The sequence below is a fragment of the Luteimonas sp. A478 genome (assembly GCF_054052025.1).
In genome coordinates this window covers 145,002-168,880 of the sequence record NZ_JBSVRF010000003.1, presented here as the reverse complement: position 1 = coordinate 168,880, position 23,879 = coordinate 145,002, and the positions used below count along the sequence as shown (strand labels likewise).

Here is a 23,879-nt window from a genome sequence, read left to right as displayed (position 1 = left end):
GCCTACCGTTGCCCCCCCCTCTCCGGAGCCGAGCCCCGCCGTGGCCGGGAGGCCTTCGCAGCGAAGTAAAGGAGGAGGCCTCCGCCGCAGGCGGAGGCCGGGGGACATGAGCAGCGAAGGCCTCCCGGCCGCGGCGGGGCCCCTCAAGTCACAGCACACCAGATCACCGCGCAGCAAAAAAGTGCCCACCCCCAGCGCCCCAAAACCCCAAACCAACCAGATTCCGAACCTGAAGTCATGCCGCACCGCGCAATATCGCCATAACCCGGACCAGCTATCATTGCCGTCTTGTCCCGAACTCGTTGATTCCATGACTGTCGCCGCTAAATTCGAGATCGAATACCTGCAATACCTCGGCCAGGACGGCAAACTCGTTGCCGAACTGCCCGAAGCATTCCGGGATCCCCAGGCCCTCGTGCCCATGTTCAAACAGATGCTGTTCGTACGCACGTTCGACAGCAAAGCCATCAAGCTGCAGCGTACCGGCAAGCTCGGCACCTATGCCGCCAGCCTTGGCCACGAAGCCGCCCACGTCGGAATCGGCGCCGCCATGCGGCCCGAAGACGTCTTTGCCCCCAGCTATCGCGAATACGGCGCGCAGTTCATGCGCGGCGTGAAGCCCCGCGACGTCCTGATGTACTGGGGCGGGGACGAGCGTGGCAACGACTTCGAAGTGCCGCGCAACGACTACCCTTGGTGCGTACCGATTTCCACCCAGTGCCTGATGGCCGCCGGCGCCGCCCTGTCGTTCAAGCTGCGCAACCAGGACCGCGTGGCCGTGGCCTGCTGCGGAGATGGCGGCTCGTCCAAGACCGACTTCTACGCCGCGGTGAACTCCGCCGGCGCGTTCAAGGCGCCGCTGGTGCTGTGCGTGATCAACAACGGCTGGGCCATCTCCGTGCCGCGCTCGGCCCAGACCGGTGCCGAGACCCTGGCCCAGAAGGGCCTGGCCGGTGGCCTGCACTGCCTGCAGCTGGACGGCAACGACCTGATCGCCGTGCTGGAAGGCATGCGCCGCGCCACCGAGCGCGCCCGCAAGGGCGAAGGCGGCACCGTCATCGAGATGATGACCTACCGCCTGCACGACCACACCACCGCCGACGACGCCAGCCGCTACCGCGACGAGGCCGAGGTCAAGGACGGCTGGACGCGTGAACCCATGACCCGGCTGCGCACGTACCTGACTGATTCAGGCGTGTGGAGCGAAGACGAGGAGAAGGCCTGGCTGGCCGAGTGCGAGGAGAAGGTGGACGTGGAAATCAACGCCTACCTCAGCACCCCGGTGCAGCCGGTGGAAGCCATGTTCGACTATCTGTATGCCGATCCGCCGGCCGACCTGCTGGCCCAACGTCAGGAAGCCATCGAGCGGGAGGGCCGGGCATGAGCACCACGCAGGCCAATCCGATCACACTGATCGAAGCACTGACCCAGGCCATGGCCTACGAAATGCGCGTTGATGAGCGCGTCGTGGTGCTGGGCGAGGACGTGGGCGTGAACGGCGGCGTGTTCCGCGCCACCGCCGGGCTGCACTCCGAGTTCGGCAGCGAGCGCGTCATCGACACCCCGCTGGATGAAACCACCATCGCCGGTCTGACCGTGGGCATGGCCAGCCAGGGCATGCTGCCCATCGCCGAGGCCCAGTTCGACGGCTTCATGTACCCGATGGTCGACTTCATCGTCAGCCATGCCGCGCGCATGCGCTACCGCACCCGCGGCCGCCTGACCTGCCCGATGGTGCTGCGCGTGCCGTGGGGCGGTGGCATCCGCGCGCCGGAGCACCACAGCGAGGCCAACGAGGCCATCTTCACCAACGTGCCAGGCCTGCGCGTGGTCATGCCGTCCTCGCCGCAGCGCGCCTACGGCATGCTGCTGTCGGCGATCCGCGAGCCGGATCCGGTGATCTTCTTCGAGCCCAAGCGCATCTACCGCCAGTACAAGGAAATGGTGCCGGACGACGGCGAAGCCCTGCCGCTGGACGTGTGCTACGTGCTGCGTGACGGTACCGACGTGACCCTGGTGACCTGGGGCGCGCAGGTGAAGGAAGCCCTGGAGGCCGCCGACAAGCTGGCCGCCGAAGGCATCAGCGCCGAAGTGATCGACGTGGCCACCCTGCGCCCGCTGGACTTCGTCACCATCGCCGAATCGGTCAGCAAGACCGGCCGCTGCGTGATCGTGCAGGAAGCCCCGAAGACCGCCGGCTTCGGCGCCGAGATCGCCGCGCGCCTGGCCGAGGAATCGATGTTCGACCTGGTCGCCCCGGTCGAGCGCGTCACCGGCCCGGACACGCACATCCCGCTGTTCCGCCTGGAAATGAAGTTCCTGCCCAGCGTGGAGCGGGTGGTCGAAGCAGCCAAGCGCGCCGTGTCCCACGGCTGATCCATCCGGACCCTACAACCTGTCGGCGGGCCACGGCCCGCCCTATGGATAAACGCCATGAGCAACAAGAAGACCTTTTTCCTGCCCGACCTGGGCGAAGGCCTGCCGGACGCCACCATCGTCGATTGGAGCGTCAAGGAAGGCGACACCATCCGCCTGGACGACCCGCTGGTGTCCATGGAGACCGCCAAGGCCGTGGTCGAGGTGCCCTCCCCGGTCTCGGGCAAGGTGCTGAAGCTGTCCGGCGAGTCGGGTGACGTGATCATCACCGGCGCCATGCTGGCCGAGTTCGAGATGGATCCCTCCATGCCGCAGCGCGCCGAAGGCCAGGACACCGGCCACAATCACGGCGGCGGCGACAAGGGCGTGGGCAGCCAGGATCCGGCGCCCGATGACCGCGTGGTTGCTTCCGACGACGGCGGCGCGATCGAGGCCGAAGGCGAGCCCGCGGCCAAGGGCGAGGTACGCCAGGATGCCGGCACCGTGGTCGGCGCCATGCAGTCCTCCGACCATGTCCACACCGAGCAGGCCGTGGCCGTTGGCGGCGTCAAGGCGATGCCCGCCGTGCGCGCGATGGCCCGCAAGCTGGGCGTGGACCTGAGCCGGGTGACGGCGACCGGTCCCAACGGCGTGGCCAGCCTGGCCGACGTGAAGAAGGCTGCTGCCGACGGCACCGCCAAGGCTGGCGCCGCTCCGGTGGACCGCGCTGCCCAGGCACCGGCGCCCGCGCCTGCCGCGGCTGCACAGCGTGGCCCCGTGTCACAGTCCGGCCGTCCGATGCGCACCCAGCCGCCAGGCGTCGCCGCCACCGGCCAGCCGGAGCAGCTCAAGGGCGTGCGCCGCAACATGGCCCGGGTTATGGCCGATGCGCACAGCCAGGTGGTGCCGACCACCCTGGTGGACGATGCCGACCTGCACGCCTGGATCGGCAAGCAGGACATCACCGGACGCCTGATCCGCGCCATCTGCACCGCTGCCAAGGCCGTGCCGGCGCTGAACGCCTGGTTCGACGGCAAGAACCTGACCCGCACCATGCATCCGCACGTGGACATCGGCATCGCCGTGGACACCGATGACGGCCTGTTCGTGCCGGCCCTGCGCAATGCCGACGTGCTTGACGCCACCGGCGTGCGCTCGGCCATCCAGCGCCTGCGCCAGCAGGTCGAAGACCGCAGCATTCCCGCCAGCGAGCTGTCGGGCTACACCATCAGCCTGTCCAACTTCGGCATGTTCGCCGGCCGCTACGCCACTCCGGTGGTCGTGCCGCCGTGCGTGGCCATCGTGGGCGCGGGCAAGCTGAGCCACGACGTGGTGGCGGTGATGGGCGGCATCGAAGTGCACCGCCGCATGCCGATCTCGCTGACGTTCGACCACCGCGCCGCCACCGGCGGCGAAGCCGCCCGCTTCCTCAAGGCGCTGCTGGACGATCTGTCACTGCCGAACTGACCCGCACGCCCTGTAGGAGCGCGCCGCGCGCGCGAAACCGCGTGACGCTGATCGCCACGCCGTGGCTCCGGTTCCAGCTACATGGGCCGAAGCCACGGGTCGATGCCTGGATTCACGCGGCCTCGCGCGCATGGCGCGCTCCTACCGGGGCGCGCGTGCGAGGGCGAGGCTGCGGTCCAGCCACACGCCCAGCCCCTGGGCGTTGAGCTCGATATCCATCGCCAGAAGCTCCGGCACCAGCTGTTCGGCGCGGTCGATTCCCTGCCTCTGGGCCCGTTCCACGTACAGTCGCGACAGCGCCCGGCGCAGCCGGACATGCCGTTCCGGACTGTCCTCCAGTCCGCGGGCCAGATCCACCATCGCATCCACCTGGGCGATCAGGCTGGTGCCCAACTGCTGTGCACGCGCCACCCTGCCGTAATGGGTCACGTACACCGCCTGCGGTGCCTCCGCCAGGATCCGGCGGATGGAGTCGCGCAACGCATCCGGATCAAACTGCACCGGCGAGGTGCTGGGCACGATGAAGGCACCGCGGTCTGAATCCAGCTCCCGGTAGGAGATGCCGAAGGTATCGCCGCAGAACCAGCTGCGGCTGCGCGCATCCCAGACCGAAAGGTGGTGCCCGGCGTGGCCGGGCGTGTGCACGCAGCGCAGCGGCCTGCCGGCGAGATCCAGCACCTGGCCGCTGGCCAGGATGCGCATTCGATCCTCGGCGATGGGCGTGAGCGACCCGTGGTGCAGGTCGTACTCATCGCCATAGACCGCCCGCGCGCTGGCCTCCAGCCGGGCGGGATCACGCATGTGCCGCGCACCCCGTGGATGCACTGCGAAGGTGGCGTTGGGCAGCTGCTGCATCAGCGGCCCGGCGCCGCCCGCATGGTCCAGGTGCACGTGGGTGGCAATCACCCAGTCCACGTCGGCGGGCTCCAGCCCTTGCTCCTGCAGCGCCGCCAGCAGCCGCGGCACGCTCTTGCCGGTGCCGGTGTCGATGAAGGCCGCGCGCCCGTTTTCGATCACCAGGTAGGCGGCACAGAACCCCGGCCGCACATAGCCGGTATCGATCGTGACAATGCCATCCGGGGCAGACATGCCTGACTGGAACTCCAATGATCTGCTGAACTGGAAGTCAGTCTAGGCCGCGTCAGCCAAAGCAGGGATCCTGCTTTGGTCGCAGTCGGCGCGTGCGCTCAGCGTTTGCGAAGGATCCGCGGGCGCAGGAAAAAGGCGGCCGTCATCACCGCCAGGTACACGGCATAGCCGATCGCCGTGGCCAGGATCTGGCCCCACATGCGTCCGTAGTCCGGATCGGCCACTTCCAGCGCCCAGTACTGGCTGTATGCAAACGCGACTATCGCCAGCAGCAGGGCCAGCACGTCGTAAACCCGTCGCGCGCGGCCGCGGGGCTGGCGCGGATAGATCCAGAACAACGCACCCAGGATCAGGAACCACGGCACAAACAGGATCAGCGCCAGGTTGAGCTCAACCAGCGAGTTCAAAGCTCGGCCTCGGCAAAGCGGGCGAGCGCCTCCATCAGCTGCTCCACGGCGACCGCCTCGCCCAGCCGGCCGATCAGGTCACCGCCCAGGTGCACGCCCCCCTCCTCCACATGGTGCAGGCCGGCACCGGCCTCGCGCTTGAGCCGGGCAATCAGCTGGCCCGCCCCGCGCGGGGACTCGTGGCCTTCGCTCTGCAGCAGCAGGCGTTCGCCATCGACCAGCTTGAAGTAGAAGCGGCCGTCATCTTCGCGGTACTGCTTGAACTGGGGCGGTGCAACAGGCGCCGCTTCCCTGGCCTCTGCTTGCGCGGCCAGCGGCTGCGACAGGTCGTGCAGGCCTACGGCCGAGCGCAGCTCGCGCAGGAGCGGCGCGGCCACCTCTTCGCGCAGGCGTGCCGCGCCCTCGCGCAGCTGGCGCTCAATCGCGGCCGGATCAGCCACCAGCGCGTCGTAGCGGTCGCGCAGCGGCGCCACCTCCACGTCAATGCGCTCGAACAGACGCTCCTTCGCCTCGCCCCAGGCAATGCCGGCGGCGAACGTCTCCTGCATCGCTGCGGTTTCCACCTCGCTCGCGAACGCGCGATACAGCTCGAACAGCGCCGAGCCTTCAGTGTCCTTGGGCTCACCCGGCGCGCGCGAGTCGGTCACGATCGAGAACACCGCCTTGCGCAGCTGCTCGCGCGGGGCGAACAGCGGGATCACGTTGTCGTAGCTCTTGCTCATCTTGCGGCCGTCCAGGCCGGGAAGCGTGGCCACCTGTTCCTCCACCAGCGCCTCGGGCAGGGTGAAGTGCTCGCCGTAGAGATGGTTGAAGCGCTGGCCGAAATCACGCGCCATCTCGATGTGCTGGATCTGGTCGCGGCCCACCGGCACCTGGTCCGCGTTGAACAGCAGGATGTCGGCGGCCATCAGCACCGGGTACATGAACAGCCCGGCAGTCACCCCGGCGTCGTCGTCCTCGCCGTCCTCGCGGTTGCGGTCCACCGCGGCCTTGTAGGCGTGGGCGCGGTTGAGCAGGCCCTTGCCGGCCACACAGGTCAGCAGCCAGGTCAGCTCGGTGGTCTCGGGGATATCGGACTGGCGGTAGAAGGCTACCCGCTCCGGATCCAGGCCGCAGGCCAGCCAGTTGGCCGCGACCTCCAGGGTGGAACGCTGCACGCGGGCCGGGTCATGGGTGCTGATCAGGGCGTGGTAGTCGGCGAGGAAGAAGAAGCTCTCCACCCCTGGCGCTTCACTGGCAGTGATCGCAGGGCGGATGGCGCCCACGTAATTGCCCAGGTGCGGTACGCCGGTGGGCTTGATGCCGGTAAGGACGCGAAGCGGACGTTGGCTCATTGCATGCAGTATGACGGGCGGCCCAGCAGTTTAACCGGTGCCGCCGCACGCCTGCACAGGCACTCTGGACATGCACTCTGGGCAGGCGTTCTGAACAGCACGGGGGCCGGCATTGCCGGCCCCCGTCCATCACTCCGAAGCCCGCGGTCCGCGCCATTGGCGCTCACGGTGGGCGTCAAGATCAGAGCGTGCGCTCGAAGTCCTTGACCTCCTGCTCGGCGCGGTCACGGCCCCAGCCGTACTGCTCCTGCAGCTTGCCGGCCAGGTATTCGCTGTTGCCTTCGGCCACGTCGAACACGTCGTCGGTCAGGTCGCCCCACTTGGCCTGCGCCTTGCCTTTCATCTGGGACCACTTGCCGGAAATGATGTCTTTATTCATGGGTCTTACCTCGGTTGTGGGGATCGACGCGGTTGTTGCCGCGCACCTGCACTTTGCGTTGGGCGGTTTGAAGGCGGGGTCAAGGTTTCGTTGTGTGGCGTTGACATGCATGAACGACGGGACTCGGCTTGCGGTGGTGCAAAAAGAAAGCCGGCTTGCGCCGGCTTTCTTCATCTGTCCGCGTCGTGCGCGGCCGATCAGGTAATCAGATCGGATCGGTGGCCCCGGTGTCTTCCGCCGCCTCTTCCACCTTCTCACCGACCTTCTGCACATCCTGACCCGCACCGCGAACGGTGTTGCAGGCCGTGAACGTGCCGGCAGTGAACAGGGCGAGCAGCAGCAGTGCAGTCAAACGCTTCATGGATGTCTCCTTGGTAAGGGGTTGGGCAACGCGTGATGTGAAAGCGTGGCCCGTGGGACCCATGAAACCCCAGACTGATGTGAAGCCGGTGCGAACCACTGACTGCGGAGGAGTCTGCCGGCCGGGTCCATTCAGCTTCGTGGGGGCCGCGTCAGTCGCGCATGAGGGTGGACTTGCCGAACAGGCTCTCCACCATTTCCACGGCCAGCTCCGCCGTGGCGTTGCGGATATCCAGCGTGGGGCTGACTTCCACGATGTCGAGCGAGGCCATGCGGCCGGTATCGGCGATCATTTCCATTACCAGCTGCGCCTCGCGGTAATTCAGCCCGCCCGGCACGCGGGTGCCGGTGCCCGGGGCGATGGATGGATCAAGCATGTCCACGTCGAAGCTCACGTGCAGGTGCACGTTGTCGTCCAGATCCGCCAGCGCCTGCTGCATGGTGCGCTTCATCCCCACTTCGTCGATGAAGCGCATGTCGTAGATGTCCAGGCCGTATTCCTTGACCAGGCGTTTTTCCTCCTGGTCCACGGAGCGAATGCCGATCTGTTTGACCTGCGAGGGCAGGATGGCCGGCACGTGGTCGCCGATCCCGGTCAGCACATCCGGGCCAAGGCCGCACAGACAGGCCACCGGCATGCCGTGGATGTTGCCCGAAGGGGTGACGTTGCTGGTGTTGAAGTCCGAATGCGCGTCCAGCCACAGGATGCGCAGCTCACGGCCCTGCTCCCGGCAGTGGTCGGCGACCGCCGAGATCGACCCGATGGCCAAACAGTGGTCGCCGCCGAGCATGACCGGCATCCGTCCGGCGCGCAGTTCGGCCAGCGAGGCCTCCCGCACCGCGCGGTTCCACGCCACCACTTCATCCAGATGGCGGTAGCCCTCCACCGGGGGCTGCCACGGGTTGGCGGGACCATCGAGATTGCCGCGATCGACCACATCCACGCCGCGCCCGCGCAGGGCCTCGGCCAGTCCGGCGATGCGCAGGGCCTCCGGCCCCATGCGCGTGCCCTGGTGCCCGGCGCCCACATCGGTAGGCACGCCAAAGATCGAAACGGGAGGATGTTTCCTGATCATCATCATCGCCTGGGTCTGGTGCCGCTTGTCCGACTCGAACGGACGACCTACCGCTTACAAGGCGGTTGCTCTACCAACTGAGCTAAAGCGGCTTGAATCCGGCCAGGGCCGCGCAGTCCGCGCCTGGACTGCCCTCCCCGGCTGAGGCAGGCATTCTAACGCGCCGTGGGCCTGGCTTCACTGCAGGGGCGCGCAATTGATTGCGGTGGCCTGCGCGGCCTGGGTCGCAGCGCGCGCGGATTCGGCATCGAGCTGCACCGCGGCCACGTCCAGCCACAGCACCGGGCCGCTTCCGCCCAGTGGCTCCACCCTGACCTCGAAACCGGCCTCACCCAGCGCCGCCTGGTGGCGCCGGGCCCTGTCCTCGGCGGTGAACCGGCCCAGCGCGATGGCATTGGCCTCGTCGCCCTGCCCCACGATGAAGTGGTCGTTGAAGCCCGCTTCTTCCAGGCGGGTCACCATGGCCTGCGCCTGGTCGCGGTCGGCCAGCGGCGGCAGCATTACCCGCCAGCCGGACGGGTCGTGCGGCACTTCGCGCCGCACGATGCGCTGTACCCGTGGCTGCAGTGCAGTGCTTGCAGCTGCCAGCTGCTCCTCCTGCTGCCAGGGGCCCAGCCTGAAGCACGCCAGCGCCGGAGCGGCGGCGATATCCACATCGCCGGCATCGGCCCTGCCGTCATTGTCCGCGCCGCCAGCGGCCCCGACGTTATTGCCCGCGACGTCATCGGCCCCGACGTCATCGGCCCTGCCGTCATTGCCCGCGCCGCCAAGCGCACCGGCCCCGTCGTCTTCACCGGCCGGCATCCCGTCGGCCATCGCCCCTGCGAACGTCGATCGGGTATCGAACACCCGGGCTGCGCCCAGCGCAGCCGCCTCCAGCACATCGGGGCCGGCTTCCGACGCCAGCAGCAGGCGCGGCACATCGGCCGGCAGCTCCGGCAGGGGCGTGGGCTCCGGCGCGGGACGCGCGGCCCACCACAGGGCCACCCCCAGGTTCATTACCGCCAACAGGACAATCAGTGCGCGCAGATGCATGGCCGGATTCTAGGCGTTCAGGACGACTCTTCCATCCCCAGCCATCGTGCCAGCCCTTCCAGCACCAACTGGGGGGCGAGCAAGGCGCCTTCGATGCCCGCCGCCAGTGGCCCGGCACCACCGCCATGCATCAGCAGCACGGGCGCCTGCCCCAGCTCGCGCGTGGCCACAGTGCGGCTGCGTTCGATCAGGGCCAGGGCGGCCCCTTCGCAACCGGAAGCCAGGGCGTCATCGGTGTCGACAGCAAACTCCACATAGGCGCCGCCTTCATCGGGCAGCTGCGCAGCGCGCGCGTGCAAGGCCTGCCGCATCAGCGCCGGTGAGGGGGCAATGCGGCCGCCATGGTGGCGGCCACGATCATCCAGCAAGTCGATAGTCAGCGCCGTGCCCACGCCTACCAGCAGCCAGGGCCCCGGGCCGCGGGCGTGCGCGCCAAGCAGGGTGAGGAACCGGTCCACGCCCAGCCGCTCGGGGCGCGGGTAGGCAACCCGCACGCCGTCGCAGCGGGCAAGCGTGCTGGCCACGGAGATCCTGCCGCTGCGGGCGGACAACGCGTCCAGCAGGATCGCGCGCAGCGGTGCGGCTGCCACGCTGGCAACCGCGGCAGACTCGATCCGCTCCGGCAGCAGCGATTGCCAATCCGGCGCGAACGCGCTGCCGTCATGCCCGATCGCCCGCACTTCGCCGATTCGCCCCTGCGCGTCCATCGGAGCCAGCTTGAGCCGGGTGTTGCCGAGGTCAAACAGCCAGCGGCTCATCGGCGCACCCCGCCCGGGCGGATGCTCACCTCGCCGGCATGCACGGCCTGTTCGCCGTCGTCCATCTGCACCCTCAGCGCACCGTCGGCAGCGATACCCAGGGCGATGCCCTCGCGGATGCCGTGGAAGCCGTGTACTTCGACGTGCTGCCCGGCCAGTACATCCAAGGCGGCGTAGCGCTGCAGGAACGGCGCCAGCCCTTCGCGATCGAACTGCACCAGCGCCGGCAGCAACCGCGCCAGGCAGCCGGCAACCAGATGGTTGCGGGAGGGAAGCCGATCTCCGGCCACTGCGTGCAGGTCGGTCCAGGGCTGATCAATGTCCGCCGCGGTCTGCGCGGGCATGCGTACGTTCAGCCCTGCCCCGATGACGGCGCGGACGGGGCCGGCGTTTTCACCGCCTCCTTCTACCAGCAAGCCACCCAGTTTGAGCAGCCCGCCTGCGGGCGCGGGAACCACCAGGTCGTTGGGCCACTTCAGCCGCACCTGGTCGATCCCGGCGGCGTGCAGCGCTTCGGCCACCGCCAGGCCGGCCACCAGCCCCAGCCCCCCGAGTCGCGCCAGCCCGGCATCGAACCGGCGGGCTACCGACAGGTACAGGTTGGCGGCCAGCGGTGACTCCCAGTTGCGGCCGCGCCGGCCGCGGCCGCCGCTCTGGCGTTCGGCCAGCAGCACCTGCACCCCGTTCGCCGCAGCGGGCCGGCGGAGCAGTTCGGAATTGGTGGAATCAATCAGCCAGGCCACATCGAGTTCCACCACCTCGGCCCGTACCGTCTCCGGCAGTTGCTCAAGGATCTTCTGCCCGTCCAGCAGCTCCAGCGGTCGCGACAGCGCATAGCCGCGGCCGGGACTGGCCTCGATCTCCACGCCGGCGGCGCGCAGTGCTTCGATCCGCTTCCACACGGCGGCACGGGTCTGCCCGCTGGCCTGGGCCAGGACATCGCCGGACACTGGACCGGCCCGCAGCCGCTCAAGCAGCGCGCGATCAGACAGGGGCTCCGGGGCGGAGCGGAGACGGGATGAAGACATGGCGGGCGCTGCAGCGAATTCCAGGGTCTTGAGTCTATCGCCCACTTCGCCCATTCAGCCGGACCGCGCCCGCAAACGGTGTTGCAATGCAACACGAAACATGCATGCAGAGCCGCGTGGTTGACTGTTATAGTCCGGGGCTCGCTCCAGGTTTCGGTTCCGCCGATTCCGCCAACCGGGCACCACCATGATTTACCGCATTGCCATCCTGTTGCTGTTCTGCAGCGCAAGCCTGCCGCTCCTTGCGAGCGAAGAGAGCGTGGCCAGCCCGGACGGCAGCGGAGACTGTGCTTCCGTCATGTCCCCTGAGGCGCCCGGCGACAGCTCGTCGATCGCCGGCATCCAGGGTGATGTCGAGGCCGCCGGCACGGACAAGACTTCTTCCGGAAGTCGCGGTGGCAACGCCGAGAACAGCGTTCGCACCCCACGCATGCACAACCTGCTGCCGGGCATGTTCCGCTGAGCCTGGCATCAGGCGCGTGTTCGGCCTGATCCGGCGCCTGCGCCGCGAACCCCCAGCCCCGGATCCATCCCTGTGGCACGCAGTGCGTGCGCGCACTCCGTGGGTCGCCCGCCTGGACGATGAACGTGATGCCCGCCTGCAGCGGCTGGCAGCGTGCTTCCTGGCGGAAAAAACCATCACCCCCATCAACGACCTGCAGCTGGACCCGAGCCAGCGGATGCAGCTGGCGGCGCTGTGCTGCCTGCCGCTGCTGGAGTTCGGCCCCGCAGGCCTGCAGGGCTGGCGCGAGCTGATCGTCTACCCGGACGCATTCCGGGTGAACCGGACCCACATCGACGCCGCCGGCGTGATGCATGAGTGGGACGACGAGCTGATTGGCGAAGCCTGGGAATCCGGCCCGCTGATCCTCTCGTGGGCCGACGTGGAGTCGGACCTGGCGGATCCACGTGCCGGCTTCTGCGTGGCGGTCCACGAAATGGCCCACAAGATCGACGCCCTGGACGGTGTGCTCGACGGCACGCCGCCGCTGCCGCGCGCCTGGCAGCAGCAGTGGGCGCGCGACTTCCAGCGCAGTTTCGACGCGTTCGTTGTCCAGGTGGAGCGCGAGGCGGAAACCGCCATCGACGCCTACGCTGCCGAAGCTCCGGAAGAGTTCTTCGCCGTGTGCAGCGAGTACCACTTCAGCGATCCGGCCACCCTGACCCGCGAAATGCCCGAGGTGGCCGCGCACCTGGAGCGCTTCTACGGCCCCTCACCTTTCGCTCCCCTGTAGGAGCGCGCCATGCGCGCGAAACCGCGTGAACCGGAGTTACGCCGCAACGCTTCGGTCACGTAGCGGCAGCCGACGCCCCGTGTGCCGCCAGATGTCACGCGGCTTCGCGCGCATGGCGCGCTCCTACAGGCCCGGGGGCAGGACGACTTCGAAGCGGGCACCGCCCAGCTCTTCGGAGGCACCCACGTTCAATTCGCCGCGGTAGCTGGCAATGATGTCCTGCACGATCGACAGTCCGATACCGTGACCGTGCACGCGCTCGTCGCCGCGCACACCACGCTGCAACACCGCCGCGATCCGGTCGGGGGGAATACCCGCGCCATTGTCTTCCACCGCCAGGATCACGCCAGGCCGACGATTGGCCGCAGAGGCTCCCGGCTTCACCGTCAGCAGCACTCGCGAGCTGGCCCACTTGAAGGCGTTCTCAAGCAGGTTGCCCAGCAGCTCCTGCAGGTCTCCGGGCTCGCCGTGGAAGCGCGCCTCCGGGTCGATCTCGAACTCGCACAGCACGCCCTTGCTGGCGTAGATCTTCTCCAGCCCGCGCACGATCTGCTCCGCATGCGGCTCGATCTCGACCGGCGCGGCAAACAGCTTGTGGCCGCGTGATGAAGCCCGCCCGAGCTGGTAGCCGACCAGGTCGTTCATGCGCCGCAGCTGGATTTCCAGATCTTCGCGCAGTTCCGCATCGCTGGCATCGGAGTCCAGGCGGGTGCGCAACACCGCCAGCGGCGTCTTCAGGCTGTGGGCCAGGTCGGCCATGGTGTTGCGCTGGTGTTCAAGGCTCTGGCGCTCGCTCTCGATCAGGGCGTTGATGCTTTCGGTCAGCGGCTGCAGCTCGCGCGGGTGCAGGTCGCCCATGCGGTTGAGCTGTCCGCGCTGCACCCGGGTCAGCTCGTCAATCACCCGCCGCAATGGCCACAGGCTCCAGCGCAGCACGCCGGACTGCAGCAGCAGCAGCACCGCCCCGGACACACCCAGATAGCGCCACAGCGCCTGGCGGAACACCTGCACCTGGGTGGGCAGGGTTCCGGCGTCTTCCATGATGTAGACGCTGAAGGGGGTTTCGATTTCCTGCCCGCCCATCTCGCGCACCAGCACAAAACCGCGGCCGTAGCGGACCACTTCGCCGTCCAGACCGGCGCTGTCGGTCATCGGCAGCGGCCCGTCGATCCGCTCCTGGCCACCCTCCAGCAGGGGCATGTCCGGCAGCTGTGGGCCTTGGGCTGAACCCGACAGCCACTGCGAGTCGGTCATCACCACCACGGCGTACAGGTCACCCCCCGGGCGCTCGAAGCGCTCGTCGGGCGGATACTCGGGCGGGATCAGGGTGTCGTCGCGGGCGAACTCGATGGTGCCCGCATAGAATTCGGCAAACACCCGCAGGCGTTCGCGCTGGCCCTGGCTGGCCACATCCACGAACGCACGATCCAGGGCGAAGCCGGCCAGCGCCAGGAACGCAACCAGGCCGACGCTGGCGGCCAGCAACTGGCGCACCTGCAGAGAGCGCGGTCGCCACGACATGCGATATCCCCGGACGTTCCCCATGGCTTCAGCCTACTCCGGCCGGGCCGCCTGCGCGGACCCCGGCCATCAGGCGCCCGCTCAGCTTTCGGCGTTGCGCGGGATCGCGAAACGGTAGCCGCGACCGCGCACGGTCTCGATCGGCTTGAGCGTGCCTTCCGGGTCCAGCTTCTTGCGCAGCCGGCCGATGAACACCTCCAGCACGTTGGAGTCGCGGTCAAAGTCCTGCTGGTAGATGTGCTCGGTCAAATCGGCCTTCGAGACCAGATCGCCGGCATGCATCATCAGGTATTCGAGCACCTTGTACTCGTAGCTGGTGAGATCAACGTTCTTGTCGTCCACCGTCACCGTCTGCGCTGCAAGATCAAGCGTGACCGGCCCGCATTCGAGCTGCGGCTTGCTCCAGCCGGCCGCACGCCGCACCAGCGCGTTGATCCGCGCCAACAGCTCCTCGACGTGGAAAGGCTTGACCAGATAATCGTCGGCACCCTGCTTGAGGCCGTCCACCTTGTCCTGCCAGCTGGAACGCGCGGTCAGGATCAGCACGGGAAACTGCTTGCCTTCGTCGCGCAGGGCCTTGATCAGCTCCATGCCGGACATCTTCGGCAGGCCCAGATCGATGATGCCAACGTCAAACGGCATCTCACGGCCCATGTAGAGGCCCTCTTCCCCGTCCTGGGCGGCGTCTACCGCGAACCCCTCACGCTTCAGGCGCGCGGCAAGAGTCTCGCGCAGTGGGGCTTCGTCCTCGACGAGCAGAATCCGCATTCCTATCTCCAGTCACTGGGCCTTGCGGCCGTTTGTTCAAGTATCTGAACTCAATCGTCATCGCCGCGTGAGCGCTGGCTGCGGCGCCGTTGTGGATCGTCTTCGAAGACCCGCACCCGGCCCCGGTCATCAACCATCTTGATGCGGTTGATCTCGCGCCCGCCCGAGTGCATGCGCTCCGCGCTCAGGATCTGGCCGCGATTGGCCTGGCGCACATGGCGAATCGAATCAGCCATCGAATCCTGTCGCTCCGCTTGGCGGCGCGGGGACTGCTTCTGGCGGGACGGCTGGGGCTGTTGCTGCCGGGCGCGCTCTTCTGCCAGCCGCTCCATCCGCTGCTCGTGCAGCCGCTGGGCATGCGCCGGCGGGCCAAGCAGCAGGACGGCGGCAATCGGCAACAACCACAGCAATTTCGTTGAAAACAGTGGCATGGGCAGCAGAATTATTGTGATGGGCTGGTGAAACAAGCTGCACGTGCCTGGATCCTGCCAGGCCCGGAGCCCCTAAATTGTTGATTTTTCGGGGTGAATCCGTCCTTAATCCGCCCCGGCACGGAGCCGTCCCGTTCAGGTAGGACCTGTCCCGATTCTGCCCGATCAGGTTCTTTCCGCAACATGTCGCCGGTTGCGGCAGGCCAAACGCGTGCATTCAGGCTGCTGACGCGCTCCGCCGGGTGGCATCCAGGGCCTGCTCCACCAGCGCCCAGCCGGCATCCGGCAGGTGCGCGCCTTCGCTGAGCACCCGGCGGAACGCACGCCCTCCGGGCTGGCTCTGAAACAGTCCCAGCACATGGCGGACGATGTGTTTGAGGGCAAGCCCGCCAGCCAGCTGCGCCTCCACATGCGGACGCAGCTCGCGCAGCAGCTCCTCCCTGCTTCGCAGCGGACTGCCGGTCCAGGCTGCGTGCAGGCGGTGCAGCAGGTAGGGGTCGTGGTAAGCCGCACGGCCCAGCATCACCCCATCCACGTGTTCCAGGTGGGCTGTCGCGGCATCCAGATCGGCAATGCCACCGTTGAGCCAGATGGTCAGCTCCGGACGGTCACGCTTGAGCCGGTACGCCCACTCCGGGCGCAGCGGCGGAACCTCGCGATTCTCCTTTGGGCTCAGGCCCTTCAGCCAGGCGTTGCGAGCGTGCACCACGAAAGTGTCACAGCCTGCCGCTGCCACCGTCTCGATGAAGTCGGCAAACCGCTCCCACTCGTTGTCATCATCCACGCCCAGCCGGCACTTCACGGAGACCGGCACCGGGGTGGGCAGGTCCGCGACCGCCTCGCGCATGGCCACCACGCACTCGGCTACCAGCACCGGCTCACGCATGAGGCATGCGCCGAAGCGCCCCGCCTGGACGCGGTCGGACGGGCAGCCGCAGTTGAGGTTGACCTCGTCGAAGCCGTGTTCTGCACTGATCCGCGCCGCCTCGGCCAGCAGCGCCGGATCGCTGCCGCCCAGCTGCAGCGCCACCGGGTGCTCAGTGGGATCCATCGCCAGCAGGCGCCCACGGTTGCCATGGATCACGGCGTTGGCGTGCACCATTTCGGTGTACAGCAGCGCGTTGGGCGCCAGGATCCTGTGGAACACGCGGCAATGGGTATCCGTCCACTCCATCATCGGCGCGATGGACAGCGGGAAGGCGGAGCCGGGTTGGATCGGAAAGGAAGCGGTCACTGCACGAAGGCCAGGAGCCTGAAGGGCCGGATCAGCCCGCTATTGTCGGCGCTCGCGGGCGCGAGGTCCAAACGCACCCGCTGCGGGGTTCAGCAAACAGGCCGCGCCGCGATGCCGCTTCAGGTGCCCGGCAGTTGCTGGCGCGATTCCACGTAGCCCTGCCAGGGGTCGCTGCGCAGGCTGGCCGCACGGCGTCTGGCCCGGGTCATGTCGTAGTCCCCGCCCGACCGGGTGCGGCCCAGCTCTTCCCAGCGCACCGGCATCGCTACTGGCGCACCCTTGCGCGCCCGCAGGACCCAGCTGGCTACGCTGGTCGCGCCGCGGGCGTTGCGCAGCCAGTCAATGAAGATCCTGTCGCGCCGCGCCTGCTTGGATGCAGTGGCCACGTAGCGCATGGGCGAGTGCGCCGTCATGGCCTTGGCGAATGCCCCGCAGAAATCCTTGGCGGTCTCCCAATCGGGACCGGGCCGGATTGGTACGCACACGTGTACGCCCTTGCCTCCCGACAGGCGGGGCCAGCTCTCCAGCCCCACTTCGGCGAGTCGGTCGCGCACCTCACGCGCGGCACGGATGACTTCGTTCCACGGCACCCCGTCCGCCGGGTCCAGATCAAACACCAGCCGGTCCGGCTTCTCGGGTGTCTTGCGTCTCGCGCCCCAGGGATGGAACTCGATCGCGTTCATCTGCACCAGCGACAGCACGCCCTGGATGTCGCGCACATAGATGTATTCGTCCTTGCCCTCGCGCTCGCGCAACATCACCGGATGCACACCCGGGCCAAGGCTGTCAGCGTGGTGTTTCTGGAAGAAACATTCTTTGCCAATCCCGCCCGGACAGCGCAGCAGCGACAGCGGGCGCTCGACCATTTCCGGCAGCAGCCAGTCGGCTACCGCTTCGTAGTAATCGGCCACGTCCTGCTTGGTGACGCCCTCGCCCGGATAGACCTCGCGGTCGGGGCTGGTCAGGCGGGTGGAGGCCATATCGTTCTCCTTTGTCGGGCGGGCCCGGCGGAGTGGTGCATGCGGCGCATCGAGGTCCTCGCGCAGACCCACGAAGCTGGCCTGGCGCACGAGCCCCTCCTTGCCGCGACCGCGGGTGTGCACGTCAACCATGAGTTCCGGTCGCACCCAGCGCACGCTGCGCAGCGGAAAAGGAACGTGTGCAGGCAGCTCCACCACGGCTTGTTCCGCATGCAGCCCTTGCAGCCGCTTGTGGATGGCGCGCAGCGAGTCGTCACTGAAGCCACTGCCCACCCGGCCCATGTATTCGAGCCCGGCGTCCGCGGTCCGGGCCTGTGCCAGCAGCAGCGAGCCGAAGCCATGCCGGCTGTTCTTTGGCGGCGTGTAGCCCACCACCACGAACGACTCATCGGCCACGTGCTTGAGTTTGATCCAATCGCCCTGGCGGCCGCTGCGGTACGGCGAATCCGCGCGCTTGCAGACAATGCCCTCCAGTCCGGAACCGACACTGGCCTGGAAAGCCGCAGCGGCGTCGCCTTGCACATGTTCACTGAAGGCCAGCACCGATGATCCGGCCGCTTCGATCAGCTGGCGCAGCAGCGCGCGGCGCTCACGCAGCTCGCACCCGCGCAGGTCCACGCCGTCCAGGTACAGCAGATCGAAGGCCACGTACCGCAGCTGCGCGGTATCACCGCGTTCGAGCAGGCCCTGCAGCAGGCCGAAATCGCTGCGCCCGCGTGCATCGATCGCGATCAGCTCCCCATCCAATACCGCCTGCGCCACCGGCATTTTTCCAAGCGCAGCGACCAGCTGCGGCAGCCGCTCCGACCACGGCAGCTGGTTGCGCGAATACAGTTCCACTTCGTCATCGCGGTAGGCCAGGAGTCGATAGCCGTCCCACTTCACCTCGTGCTGCCAACCGTCACCGCGCGGTGGCTGTGTGCGCAGGGTCGCCAGCTGCGGCTCGATCCCGCGGGGCATTGCGGCCTTGCGGCCCCCTGCAGCCAGGGCCAGCTTGCGCCATCCATCCCTGCCGGCAGGCGTCGGTTCCGGACTTCCGGTCCGCGGCCTGGCGGGTTCGTCCAACAGGGCATCGGCGTCCACATCCCGCGCGTAGGCGTCGGTGCGCTTGATCAGCAGCCACTGTGGCTGGCGTGCCTGGCGCCCGGTGCGCACCAGGGTAAAGCGGCCCTGCAGGCGCACGCCGTCGAGCGCAAAATCCAGCTTGCCCGCGGCGATCGCCTCAAGCGGATCTCCATCGGCGGCCCAGGTGCCGCTGTCGAAAATCTCCACCCTGCCTGCGCCGTATTGCCCCTTGGGTATCTCCCCTTCGAAGGTGGCGTAGTCGAGCGGGTGGTCTTCCACCTCCACCGCCAGGCGCTTTTCCCCGGCCCGCAGCGAGGGACCCTTCGGCACCGCCCAGCTCTTGAGCGCGCCGTCCGCCTCCAGGCGGAAGTCGTAATGCCTGCTACTGGCGTGGTGCAGTTGCACGACGAAGATCGGCGCACCTTGCTTCCCCCGCCCCCGGCCCTCCCCTGAGGGCTCCGGCGTGGCATCGAAGCTGCGCTTGCGGACGTAGTCGCGCAGGCTCACGGCTCAGCCCGCCTTGCGCGCCGCCGCCTTCCTGGCGGCCTTTTTCCCGCCGGATCCGGTGGATGACTTCCTTGCCGCCTTTTTTGCGGTTTTCCTGGCTGCTTTCTTCGCCGGCTTTTTGGTGACCTTGGCGCCGCCATTCCCGTTGCCTCCGCCGCGCTTGCCACCCTTCTTTTCCAGACTGCGCTTGAGCAGCTCGGCGAAATCGATGACGTTGGTGGCCGCGCCCTCCGGATGCCGTTCCTGCTCGGGCTCGTCATCCTGCACCACCTTCTTAGAGCGCACCCGCTGTTCAATCACCTGCTGCAGGCGGATCCGGAAGTCGTCCTTGAACTGCTCCGGCTCCCACTCGCCGGCCATCGAAGTGATCAGCTGCTCGGCCATCTCCACCTCGCGCGGGGTGATTTTCCACTTGTCGGATTTCCCCTCGGGCAGGCGGTACTCCTCAGGGTCCACCAGCTCCTGGGCAAAGCGCAGCACCATCATCACCAGCGCGTTCCCGCGCGGCAGCACCGCAGCCAGGTATTCGCGGGTGCGGATCACCACCCGGCCAATGCCCGCCTTGCCGGTGCGGGCCAGTACATCGCGCAGCAGCACATAGCCTTTCTCCGCCTTCGCCGCGGGCTCGAGCACGTACGGCTTGTCGAAGTACTCCACCCCGATCGATGCAACGTCGACAAAGGTATCGATATCGATCGTTTCCTTGCGGTCGGGCGCAGCCGCGGCGATGTCCTCTTCCTCGATCACCACGTAGGCGCCCTTGTCGTACTCGAACGCCTTGACGATCTCCTTCCACGGCACTTCCTCGCCGGTTTCCTCGTTCACCCGTTCATAGCGCACGCGGGCATTGTTGCGGCTGTCGAGCATGCGGAAACTCAGGTCCACGCGACGTTCCCCGGCCATCAGCCGCACCGGGATGTTGAGCAGTCCAAACGATAGCGTGCCAGTCCAGATCGGCCGGGCCATGGGGCGCTCCTCGGGTCAGTCAAAGTGATCGCCCGGTCTTGGCGCCGGGCGTGCGGCTCAGGCGCTGATATGCCCCCGCCGTTGAACGGGACAGGAACGATGGCAGGGCCCGCGTGGATGCCGCGTCACGGCCGTGTGGGCCCACGGTCACGCCACCACAACGTCAAGCGGCAGACGATTGTCATCCCAAGTCAGCGAGGTGCTTCCCATGGGTCGAGATCGCAAGGACCTGCCGGCTGAAGACGGCGGACGTGGCAATGACGAGACAGCCAGCGAGCGTCGCGCGCGCCATAGCCACGCTGACAGCAACCAGGACGAGGCGCTGGAGGAAACCTTCCCTGCCAGCGACCCGGTGTCGCCGTTCGTGCCGGCCAAGCCGCGCAAGTGATCTGCTAGAACGGCTCCCCGTCGCCCGATGCCGGCTGGATGGGCGGCTGGCCGTGGTCCGGGAAGGCCCGCGACAGCTCCGCATCCAGTTCCAGCGGCCTGCCCCAGCGCTGGTAGCTGTGAACCACGCCACGCTTGAGGCGGGCAAAGGCTTCGCTCCCCGGACCGGCACCCAATCCGGCGGCCAGCGTGTTCCAGCTGGCGGCCGGCTGCTGTTCGCGCAGGTCAACGATCAACCCGCATGAGCGGCCGGTCACCCGGGCCAACGAGCAGGCGAAATACACATCGCCCGGCTCCCATTCCGACTCGTCCATCAACGCAGTCAGCGGTCCCCGCGCAGCGCCGAGATACCTCACCATCTCATCGATAAACGCTTCGCGATGGCGGCCCGCATAGCGGCCGACATCTGCCAGGCGGGCGTCAAGCCAGACGTCACCGGTAGCCGACACTTCTTCCGGCTCCGTTCCTGCTTCTTCCGGCTCCGCTTCTTCCTGCCCGTCGTCCTCATCCGGACCGGCCGGCTCCTGATCCAGCTGCTCCTGATCCAGCTGACCCTCCTGCAGCCGCTCCGACGGCGGCCGGACCGTTGCGGTGTCCTGCGCGCTGACATTGGCCGTGAGTGCCATGCCCAGGCACAGGCCAATCAACAGGGTGCATCTGCAATATTTGTCCATCATTACTCCGCTCTCCGGCTACCGGCCTGGGGACGCGTTGGGCGACAGGGTATCGGCCGACCGGGCTCCGGGCAGCGGACGACCTTCAGAATCACGCAGTTGCAGGCGCCCATCGGACAACAGCGCGAAGGTGCGCAGGCTGCCTTCGGTGCCTTCCAACAAAACCAGGCCTTCGGCGGATTGCCAGCGGCCACCCTGCACGAATCGTTCGGCATGTTCAGCGGTCAGGTAGGTTTCCGCCATCCGCCAGCGCTGGCGGTCACCGTCGCGGGCCAACACCAGCGAAGTCTGGATGCCTGCACAGTCGGCGCACGGCAGGGAGCCCGCCCAGTGCATCCGGGCGCCATCTGCAACCTCGAGTGTCAACAGGGGTTCTGGCGGGCTGCCACATCCCGCCAATGCCCCGGCCAGCACGAGCAGCACTCCCGCAGCGTACGTGTTTCGCATCGGGTGATTGTGCCGTAACAGCGCCAGGGGCGCCGTGGATCAACGCTCGGAAATGATGAACGAGCCGAAAGCGACGCCCACGTCCCAGCCATCGCCGGTGCCGGCCAGGGCCAGGCTGACCGGCCCGTTGGTCACCACGCGGGCATTGGCTGAACGCACCGCCCCCGCGTGCGCTTCGGCCGACGCATAGCCGCCCAGCACTTCGCGCATGCTTTTGACGCCGGAAAACGTGCCGCTGCCGTTGTCGATCCGCGACTTGCCGAAACTCAGTCCGCCACCGCGGGCTTCGATCGTCACCGGCATGCTTTGCCCGTTGTTGCAGCTCACCGTTCCGGTACCGCTGGCGGTCTTATAGAACACCGACCAGCCGCTCATGTTGAAACTGAGCCGGCAATCCAGCTCCGCTTGCGCCTGCGCCGGGCCTGTAGGCAACGCGGCAAGCAGGGCGGCGACGGCCGCCGCGGCAAGCATCTGCAATGCCCTGCTGCCGGAGCCCGCTTGCCCGCGATGCATGGCGTCGGTACCCGCCAGCGGTTGTCGCCTGCGCCCGCTCACCAGCGGTTGTCCCGGCGGTTGCGCTTGCCGCGGTTATCGCGGTCAAAGCGCGGGTCGTAGTAGCGCACGCTGCAACGGCCATTGCGGTCGCAGTTGCCGTTGCGCTGCTTGGCGTGGCCGCGGGCACGGGCGTGCGGCGGCGGGCCACGGAACTGCGACGGATGGTAACCGGCACGGTAGTTGCGGGGCACTTGGCGGTAATACACCGGCCGCCCGCGGCGGTCATGCACCACGACCAGGCGGTCGTTATGGCCGTAGTTGCCATGGCGGTAATAGGGCGAGCCGCCGCGAAGCACCACATCGGCCACGTCGACGATCACGCGGACCAGGTCATCATTGGCACGGGCCGGGGCCGGGGCCAGCGCGGCGGCGCCGAAACCGGCGGCCAGGATCAGGGGAGCAAGCCAACGGAAGGAAATGTACATGTGCGGACTCCTCAGCAGGTTCCCCGGCGGGCGGCGGGGCGATGGATCCACCATGCCCCGGCAATGGTGAACCGGCTTATAACCCGCAGCCTCCCACCGGCCCCTGTTCAGGCCGCGGCGGCACCGGCGGCGGCGGCAATTTCCTCGACCACCGCGGGCAGGGAAGCAGGGGCGGGCGCTTCGCGCATCCGCCAGGCATGCTCACCCAGGTCGGCCTCCATCTCGTGCTCCCAGGTCACGTGGTAAGGCATGTGCACGGCCCAGCCGCCCAGCTCCAGCACCGGCGCCACATCCGAGCGCAGCGAATTACCGATCATCAGGAAGCGGTGCGCGGGCAGGCCAAATTCGCCCAGCACCCGGGCATAGGTCTGTGGATCCTTTTCGCTGACGATCTCGATCCGCGGGAACAGTTCAGCCAGACCCGATTCGCGCACCTTGGCTTCCTGATGGAACAGGTCGCCCTTGGTGATCAGCACCACCTCGTAGCGGGCGGCCACCGCTTCCACCGCCTCGCGGATGCCCGGCAGCAGTTCCACCGGGTGCTGCAGCATGTCCTTGGCCAGGCGCAGGATGCGGCCGATGTCGGCGGCGTCGATGCGCGCTGTGGTGATGTCGATGGCCGCTTCGATCATCGACAGCGCCATGCCCTTCACGCCGTAGCCGAACAGCGCAATGTTGCCCTTCTCCACCGCATACAGGCGCTGGCGCGCACGGCTGTCGTCAAGGTCCACGTAGCGGCCGAGGATGTGCTCGAACTCCAGCTGCGCCTGATCGAAGAAGTCCTGGCTGCGCCAGAGGGTGTCATCGGCGTCGAAGCCGACCAGGCCGATGCTGGATTCGCTTTGTTCTGTCATCCGCGCATTTTACGGGACAGAAAAAAGGCGGGGCGACCAGATGGCCGCCCCGCCCGCATGAAGCCAATGCTTCATCCGCCGGATCAATCCTTGCGGGATCGCTCTGGCGGGTTCAGTCTTCCTGAGGCGGCGGGGCGCCTGCGCCCTGCGAAGCGGCCCAGGCCTGGTACTCCTGCGGCGTCAGCACGCCGTCGCCGTCAGCGTCGGCCTGGTCAAAGACCGAGGCCAGCTGCGCCAGGCCCGCGGCTTCGGAACGGCTGAGGTTGCCGTCACCATCGCTGTCCAGGTCATTCCAGCTCACCTGGCCCTGGGGGGCAGGCTGGCCGGTCGGCGCCGTCGGCTCCTGACCGAGGTCGTCGGCTTCCTGGGCGAAGGCCATCGGCATGGCAAGGGCAAAGCCGAGGGCGAGAAGGCCGGTCAGGGGCTTGCGTACGTTGTTCATGCAGTCTCTCCAGTTGAAATCAAAAGCGCGGACCGTGTCGCTCCGCACGGCGCCGAGACTGCTTGGGCCCAAATGAACCGCGCGGGGGCCGGCGTTCGCA

Annotated in this window: 27 protein-coding genes and 1 tRNA gene; 6 read left to right on the top strand and 22 right to left on the bottom strand. The window is 67.7% G+C overall.

Annotated elements, in window-relative coordinates; all coding sequences use genetic code 11:
* Nucleotides 1-310: 310 nt before the first annotated feature.
* The 3 genes from pdhA to ACW7G3_RS07330 are packed head-to-tail and all read left to right on the top strand — an operon-like array spanning nt 311 to nt 3,822.
* The gene (pdhA, locus tag ACW7G3_RS07340; protein ID WP_456982020.1) at nt 311-1,384 is read left to right on the top strand and encodes a pyruvate dehydrogenase (acetyl-transferring) E1 component subunit alpha; all 1,074 of its coding nucleotides are present in this window, start codon (nt 311-313) and stop codon (nt 1,382-1,384) included.
* A complete protein-coding gene (locus tag ACW7G3_RS07335) occupies nt 1,381-2,376 on the top strand; it encodes an alpha-ketoacid dehydrogenase subunit beta (RefSeq protein ID WP_456982019.1) in 996 nt (331 codons plus the stop codon). Before pdhA ends, ACW7G3_RS07335 begins: the two co-directional genes overlap by 4 nt.
* 57 nt (nt 2,377-2,433) lie before the next feature.
* Nucleotides 2,434-3,822: a dihydrolipoamide acetyltransferase family protein gene (locus ACW7G3_RS07330; protein WP_456982018.1), complete on the top strand. Its 1,389-nt coding sequence runs from the start codon at nt 2,434-2,436 to the stop codon at nt 3,820-3,822.
* Between the two features lie 141 nt (nt 3,823-3,963).
* On the opposite strand, the gene ACW7G3_RS07325 is transcribed toward ACW7G3_RS07330, so the two are convergent.
* The 10 genes from ACW7G3_RS07325 to birA all read right to left on the bottom strand — a co-directional run bounded on the left by ACW7G3_RS07325 (nt 3,964) and on the right by birA (nt 11,252).
* The gene (locus ACW7G3_RS07325; RefSeq protein WP_456982016.1) at nt 3,964-4,911 is read right to left on the bottom strand and encodes an MBL fold metallo-hydrolase; all 948 of its coding nucleotides are present in this window, start codon (nt 4,909-4,911) and stop codon (nt 3,964-3,966) included.
* A 98-nt stretch (nt 4,912-5,009) separates the two neighbouring features.
* Nucleotides 5,010-5,318, bottom strand: a complete 309-nt coding sequence (locus tag ACW7G3_RS07320) for a hypothetical protein (RefSeq protein ID WP_456973970.1) — start codon at nt 5,316-5,318, stop codon at nt 5,010-5,012.
* Nucleotides 5,315-6,652, bottom strand: coding sequence for a tryptophan--tRNA ligase (locus ACW7G3_RS07315; RefSeq protein ID WP_456982014.1), 1,338 nt, complete (start codon nt 6,650-6,652; stop codon nt 5,315-5,317). The genes ACW7G3_RS07320 and ACW7G3_RS07315 overlap by 4 nt, the downstream gene beginning before the upstream one ends.
* A 181-nt stretch (nt 6,653-6,833) precedes the next feature.
* Nucleotides 6,834-7,031 carry a CsbD family protein gene (locus ACW7G3_RS07310; RefSeq protein WP_456973974.1) on the bottom strand — a complete coding sequence of 66 codons (198 nt, stop codon included), beginning with the start codon at nt 7,029-7,031 and terminating at the stop codon, nt 6,834-6,836.
* 205 nt (nt 7,032-7,236) lie between these two features.
* Complete coding sequence (locus ACW7G3_RS07305; protein WP_456973976.1) at nt 7,237-7,392, bottom strand: entericidin A/B family lipoprotein; 156 nt, start codon at nt 7,390-7,392, stop codon at nt 7,237-7,239.
* Nucleotides 7,393-7,543: 151 nt separating this feature from the next.
* Nucleotides 7,544-8,467, bottom strand: a complete 924-nt coding sequence (gene rocF / locus ACW7G3_RS07300) for an arginase (protein ID WP_456973978.1) — start codon at nt 8,465-8,467, stop codon at nt 7,544-7,546.
* Between the two features lie 16 nt (nt 8,468-8,483).
* Nucleotides 8,484-8,559: transfer RNA gene (locus ACW7G3_RS07295), tRNA-Thr, on the bottom strand.
* Between the two features lie 85 nt (nt 8,560-8,644).
* Nucleotides 8,645-9,502, bottom strand: coding sequence for an SPOR domain-containing protein (locus tag ACW7G3_RS07290; RefSeq protein WP_456973980.1), 858 nt, complete (start codon nt 9,500-9,502; stop codon nt 8,645-8,647).
* Between the two features lie 17 nt (nt 9,503-9,519).
* Nucleotides 9,520-10,260 (bottom strand): type III pantothenate kinase, encoded by a 741-nt coding sequence (locus ACW7G3_RS07285; protein ID WP_456982013.1) that lies wholly within the window; start codon nt 10,258-10,260, stop codon nt 9,520-9,522.
* The gene (gene birA, locus ACW7G3_RS07280; RefSeq protein WP_456982389.1) at nt 10,257-11,252 is read right to left on the bottom strand and encodes a bifunctional biotin--[acetyl-CoA-carboxylase] ligase/biotin operon repressor BirA; all 996 of its coding nucleotides are present in this window, start codon (nt 11,250-11,252) and stop codon (nt 10,257-10,259) included. Before birA ends, ACW7G3_RS07285 begins: the two co-directional genes overlap by 4 nt.
* Nucleotides 11,253-11,475: 223 nt before the next feature.
* On the opposite strand from birA, the gene ACW7G3_RS07275 reads away from it, so the two are divergent.
* Both ACW7G3_RS07275 and ACW7G3_RS07270 read left to right on the top strand, forming a co-directional pair.
* Nucleotides 11,476-11,751: a hypothetical protein gene (locus ACW7G3_RS07275; RefSeq protein ID WP_456973984.1), complete on the top strand. Its 276-nt coding sequence runs from the start codon at nt 11,476-11,478 to the stop codon at nt 11,749-11,751.
* Nucleotides 11,752-11,776: 25 nt separating this feature from the next.
* Nucleotides 11,777-12,523, top strand: coding sequence for a M90 family metallopeptidase (locus ACW7G3_RS07270; protein WP_456982387.1), 747 nt, complete (start codon nt 11,777-11,779; stop codon nt 12,521-12,523).
* Nucleotides 12,524-12,646: 123 nt separating this feature from the next.
* Here ACW7G3_RS07270 and ACW7G3_RS07265 read toward each other — a convergent pair whose 3' ends face one another.
* The 6 genes from ACW7G3_RS07265 to ku all read right to left on the bottom strand — a co-directional run bounded on the left by ACW7G3_RS07265 (nt 12,647) and on the right by ku (nt 19,995).
* Nucleotides 12,647-14,023, bottom strand: a complete 1,377-nt coding sequence (locus tag ACW7G3_RS07265; protein WP_456982385.1) for an ATP-binding protein — start codon at nt 14,021-14,023, stop codon at nt 12,647-12,649.
* A gap of 102 nt (nt 14,024-14,125) precedes the next feature.
* Nucleotides 14,126-14,812 (bottom strand): response regulator transcription factor, encoded by a 687-nt coding sequence (locus tag ACW7G3_RS07260; protein ID WP_456973986.1) that lies wholly within the window; start codon nt 14,810-14,812, stop codon nt 14,126-14,128.
* Between the two features lie 50 nt (nt 14,813-14,862).
* Nucleotides 14,863-15,243 (bottom strand): hypothetical protein, encoded by a 381-nt coding sequence (locus tag ACW7G3_RS07255; protein ID WP_456973988.1) that lies wholly within the window; start codon nt 15,241-15,243, stop codon nt 14,863-14,865.
* A gap of 217 nt (nt 15,244-15,460) precedes the next feature.
* Nucleotides 15,461-16,477, bottom strand: a complete 1,017-nt coding sequence (dusA, locus tag ACW7G3_RS07250; RefSeq protein ID WP_456982012.1) for a tRNA dihydrouridine(20/20a) synthase DusA — start codon at nt 16,475-16,477, stop codon at nt 15,461-15,463.
* 119 nt (nt 16,478-16,596) lie between these two features.
* Complete coding sequence (ligD, locus tag ACW7G3_RS07245; RefSeq protein ID WP_456982010.1) at nt 16,597-19,029, bottom strand: DNA ligase D; 2,433 nt, start codon at nt 19,027-19,029, stop codon at nt 16,597-16,599.
* A gap of 3 nt (nt 19,030-19,032) precedes the next feature.
* Complete coding sequence (gene ku / locus ACW7G3_RS07240) at nt 19,033-19,995, bottom strand: non-homologous end joining protein Ku (RefSeq protein WP_456982009.1); 963 nt, start codon at nt 19,993-19,995, stop codon at nt 19,033-19,035.
* A gap of 208 nt (nt 19,996-20,203) precedes the next feature.
* On the opposite strand from ku, the gene ACW7G3_RS07235 reads away from it, so the two are divergent.
* Entirely contained in the window at nt 20,204-20,383 is a 180-nt protein-coding gene (locus tag ACW7G3_RS07235) for a hypothetical protein (protein ID WP_456982008.1), read from the top strand.
* A gap of 4 nt (nt 20,384-20,387) precedes the next feature.
* Here ACW7G3_RS07235 and ACW7G3_RS07230 read toward each other — a convergent pair whose 3' ends face one another.
* From ACW7G3_RS07230 to ACW7G3_RS07205, 6 genes are all read right to left on the bottom strand, one after another.
* On the bottom strand, nt 20,388-21,059 hold the full coding sequence (locus ACW7G3_RS07230; protein ID WP_456982006.1) for a hypothetical protein: 672 nt from the start codon (nt 21,057-21,059) through the stop codon (nt 20,388-20,390).
* 15 nt (nt 21,060-21,074) lie between these two features.
* Nucleotides 21,075-21,503, bottom strand: coding sequence for a copper resistance protein NlpE N-terminal domain-containing protein (locus tag ACW7G3_RS07225; protein WP_456982004.1), 429 nt, complete (start codon nt 21,501-21,503; stop codon nt 21,075-21,077).
* A gap of 39 nt (nt 21,504-21,542) precedes the next feature.
* Nucleotides 21,543-21,974: a hypothetical protein gene (locus tag ACW7G3_RS07220; RefSeq protein WP_456974159.1), complete on the bottom strand. Its 432-nt coding sequence runs from the start codon at nt 21,972-21,974 to the stop codon at nt 21,543-21,545.
* Between the two features lie 80 nt (nt 21,975-22,054).
* Nucleotides 22,055-22,483: a hypothetical protein gene (locus tag ACW7G3_RS07215; RefSeq protein WP_456982003.1), complete on the bottom strand. Its 429-nt coding sequence runs from the start codon at nt 22,481-22,483 to the stop codon at nt 22,055-22,057.
* Between the two features lie 107 nt (nt 22,484-22,590).
* Entirely contained in the window at nt 22,591-23,337 is a 747-nt protein-coding gene (locus tag ACW7G3_RS07210) for an HAD family hydrolase (RefSeq protein ID WP_456982001.1), read from the bottom strand.
* A 112-nt stretch (nt 23,338-23,449) separates the two neighbouring features.
* Entirely contained in the window at nt 23,450-23,779 is a 330-nt protein-coding gene (locus ACW7G3_RS07205) for an EF-hand domain-containing protein (protein ID WP_456974004.1), read from the bottom strand.
* Between the last annotated feature and the right edge of the window lie 100 nt (nt 23,780-23,879).

Coding starts and splice junctions, on each gene's coding strand:
- ACW7G3_RS07215 (WP_456982003.1), bottom strand. CDS start 22,483: ATGTACATTTCCTTCCGTTGGCTTGCTCCCCTGATCCTGGCCGCCGGT.
- ACW7G3_RS07220 (WP_456974159.1), bottom strand. CDS start 21,974: ATGCTTGCCGCGGCGGCCGTCGCCGCCCTGCTTGCCGCGTTGCCTACA.
- ACW7G3_RS07275 (WP_456973984.1), top strand. CDS start 11,476: ATGATTTACCGCATTGCCATCCTGTTGCTGTTCTGCAGCGCAAGCCTG.
- ACW7G3_RS07255 (WP_456973988.1), bottom strand. CDS start 15,243: ATGCCACTGTTTTCAACGAAATTGCTGTGGTTGTTGCCGATTGCCGCC.
- ACW7G3_RS07225 (WP_456982004.1), bottom strand. CDS start 21,503: ATGCGAAACACGTACGCTGCGGGAGTGCTGCTCGTGCTGGCCGGGGCA.
- ACW7G3_RS07325 (WP_456982016.1), bottom strand. CDS start 4,911: ATGTCTGCCCCGGATGGCATTGTCACGATCGATACCGGCTATGTGCGG.
- rocF (WP_456973978.1), bottom strand. CDS start 8,467: ATGATCAGGAAACATCCTCCCGTTTCGATCTTTGGCGTGCCTACCGAT.
- ACW7G3_RS07315 (WP_456982014.1), bottom strand. CDS start 6,652: ATGAGCCAACGTCCGCTTCGCGTCCTTACCGGCATCAAGCCCACCGGC.
- ACW7G3_RS07330 (WP_456982018.1), top strand. CDS start 2,434: ATGAGCAACAAGAAGACCTTTTTCCTGCCCGACCTGGGCGAAGGCCTG.
- ACW7G3_RS07210 (WP_456982001.1), bottom strand. CDS start 23,337: ATGACAGAACAAAGCGAATCCAGCATCGGCCTGGTCGGCTTCGACGCC.
- ACW7G3_RS07285 (WP_456982013.1), bottom strand. CDS start 10,260: ATGAGCCGCTGGCTGTTTGACCTCGGCAACACCCGGCTCAAGCTGGCT.
- ACW7G3_RS07290 (WP_456973980.1), bottom strand. CDS start 9,502: ATGCATCTGCGCGCACTGATTGTCCTGTTGGCGGTAATGAACCTGGGG.
- ACW7G3_RS07260 (WP_456973986.1), bottom strand. CDS start 14,812: ATGCGGATTCTGCTCGTCGAGGACGAAGCCCCACTGCGCGAGACTCTT.
- ACW7G3_RS07305 (WP_456973976.1), bottom strand. CDS start 7,392: ATGAAGCGTTTGACTGCACTGCTGCTGCTCGCCCTGTTCACTGCCGGC.
- ACW7G3_RS07205 (WP_456974004.1), bottom strand. CDS start 23,779: ATGAACAACGTACGCAAGCCCCTGACCGGCCTTCTCGCCCTCGGCTTT.
- ku (WP_456982009.1), bottom strand. CDS start 19,995: ATGGCCCGGCCGATCTGGACTGGCACGCTATCGTTTGGACTGCTCAAC.
- ACW7G3_RS07335 (WP_456982019.1), top strand. CDS start 1,381: ATGAGCACCACGCAGGCCAATCCGATCACACTGATCGAAGCACTGACC.
- ACW7G3_RS07310 (WP_456973974.1), bottom strand. CDS start 7,031: ATGAATAAAGACATCATTTCCGGCAAGTGGTCCCAGATGAAAGGCAAG.
- ACW7G3_RS07235 (WP_456982008.1), top strand. CDS start 20,204: ATGGGTCGAGATCGCAAGGACCTGCCGGCTGAAGACGGCGGACGTGGC.
- ACW7G3_RS07230 (WP_456982006.1), bottom strand. CDS start 21,059: ATGATGGACAAATATTGCAGATGCACCCTGTTGATTGGCCTGTGCCTG.
- pdhA (WP_456982020.1), top strand. CDS start 311: ATGACTGTCGCCGCTAAATTCGAGATCGAATACCTGCAATACCTCGGC.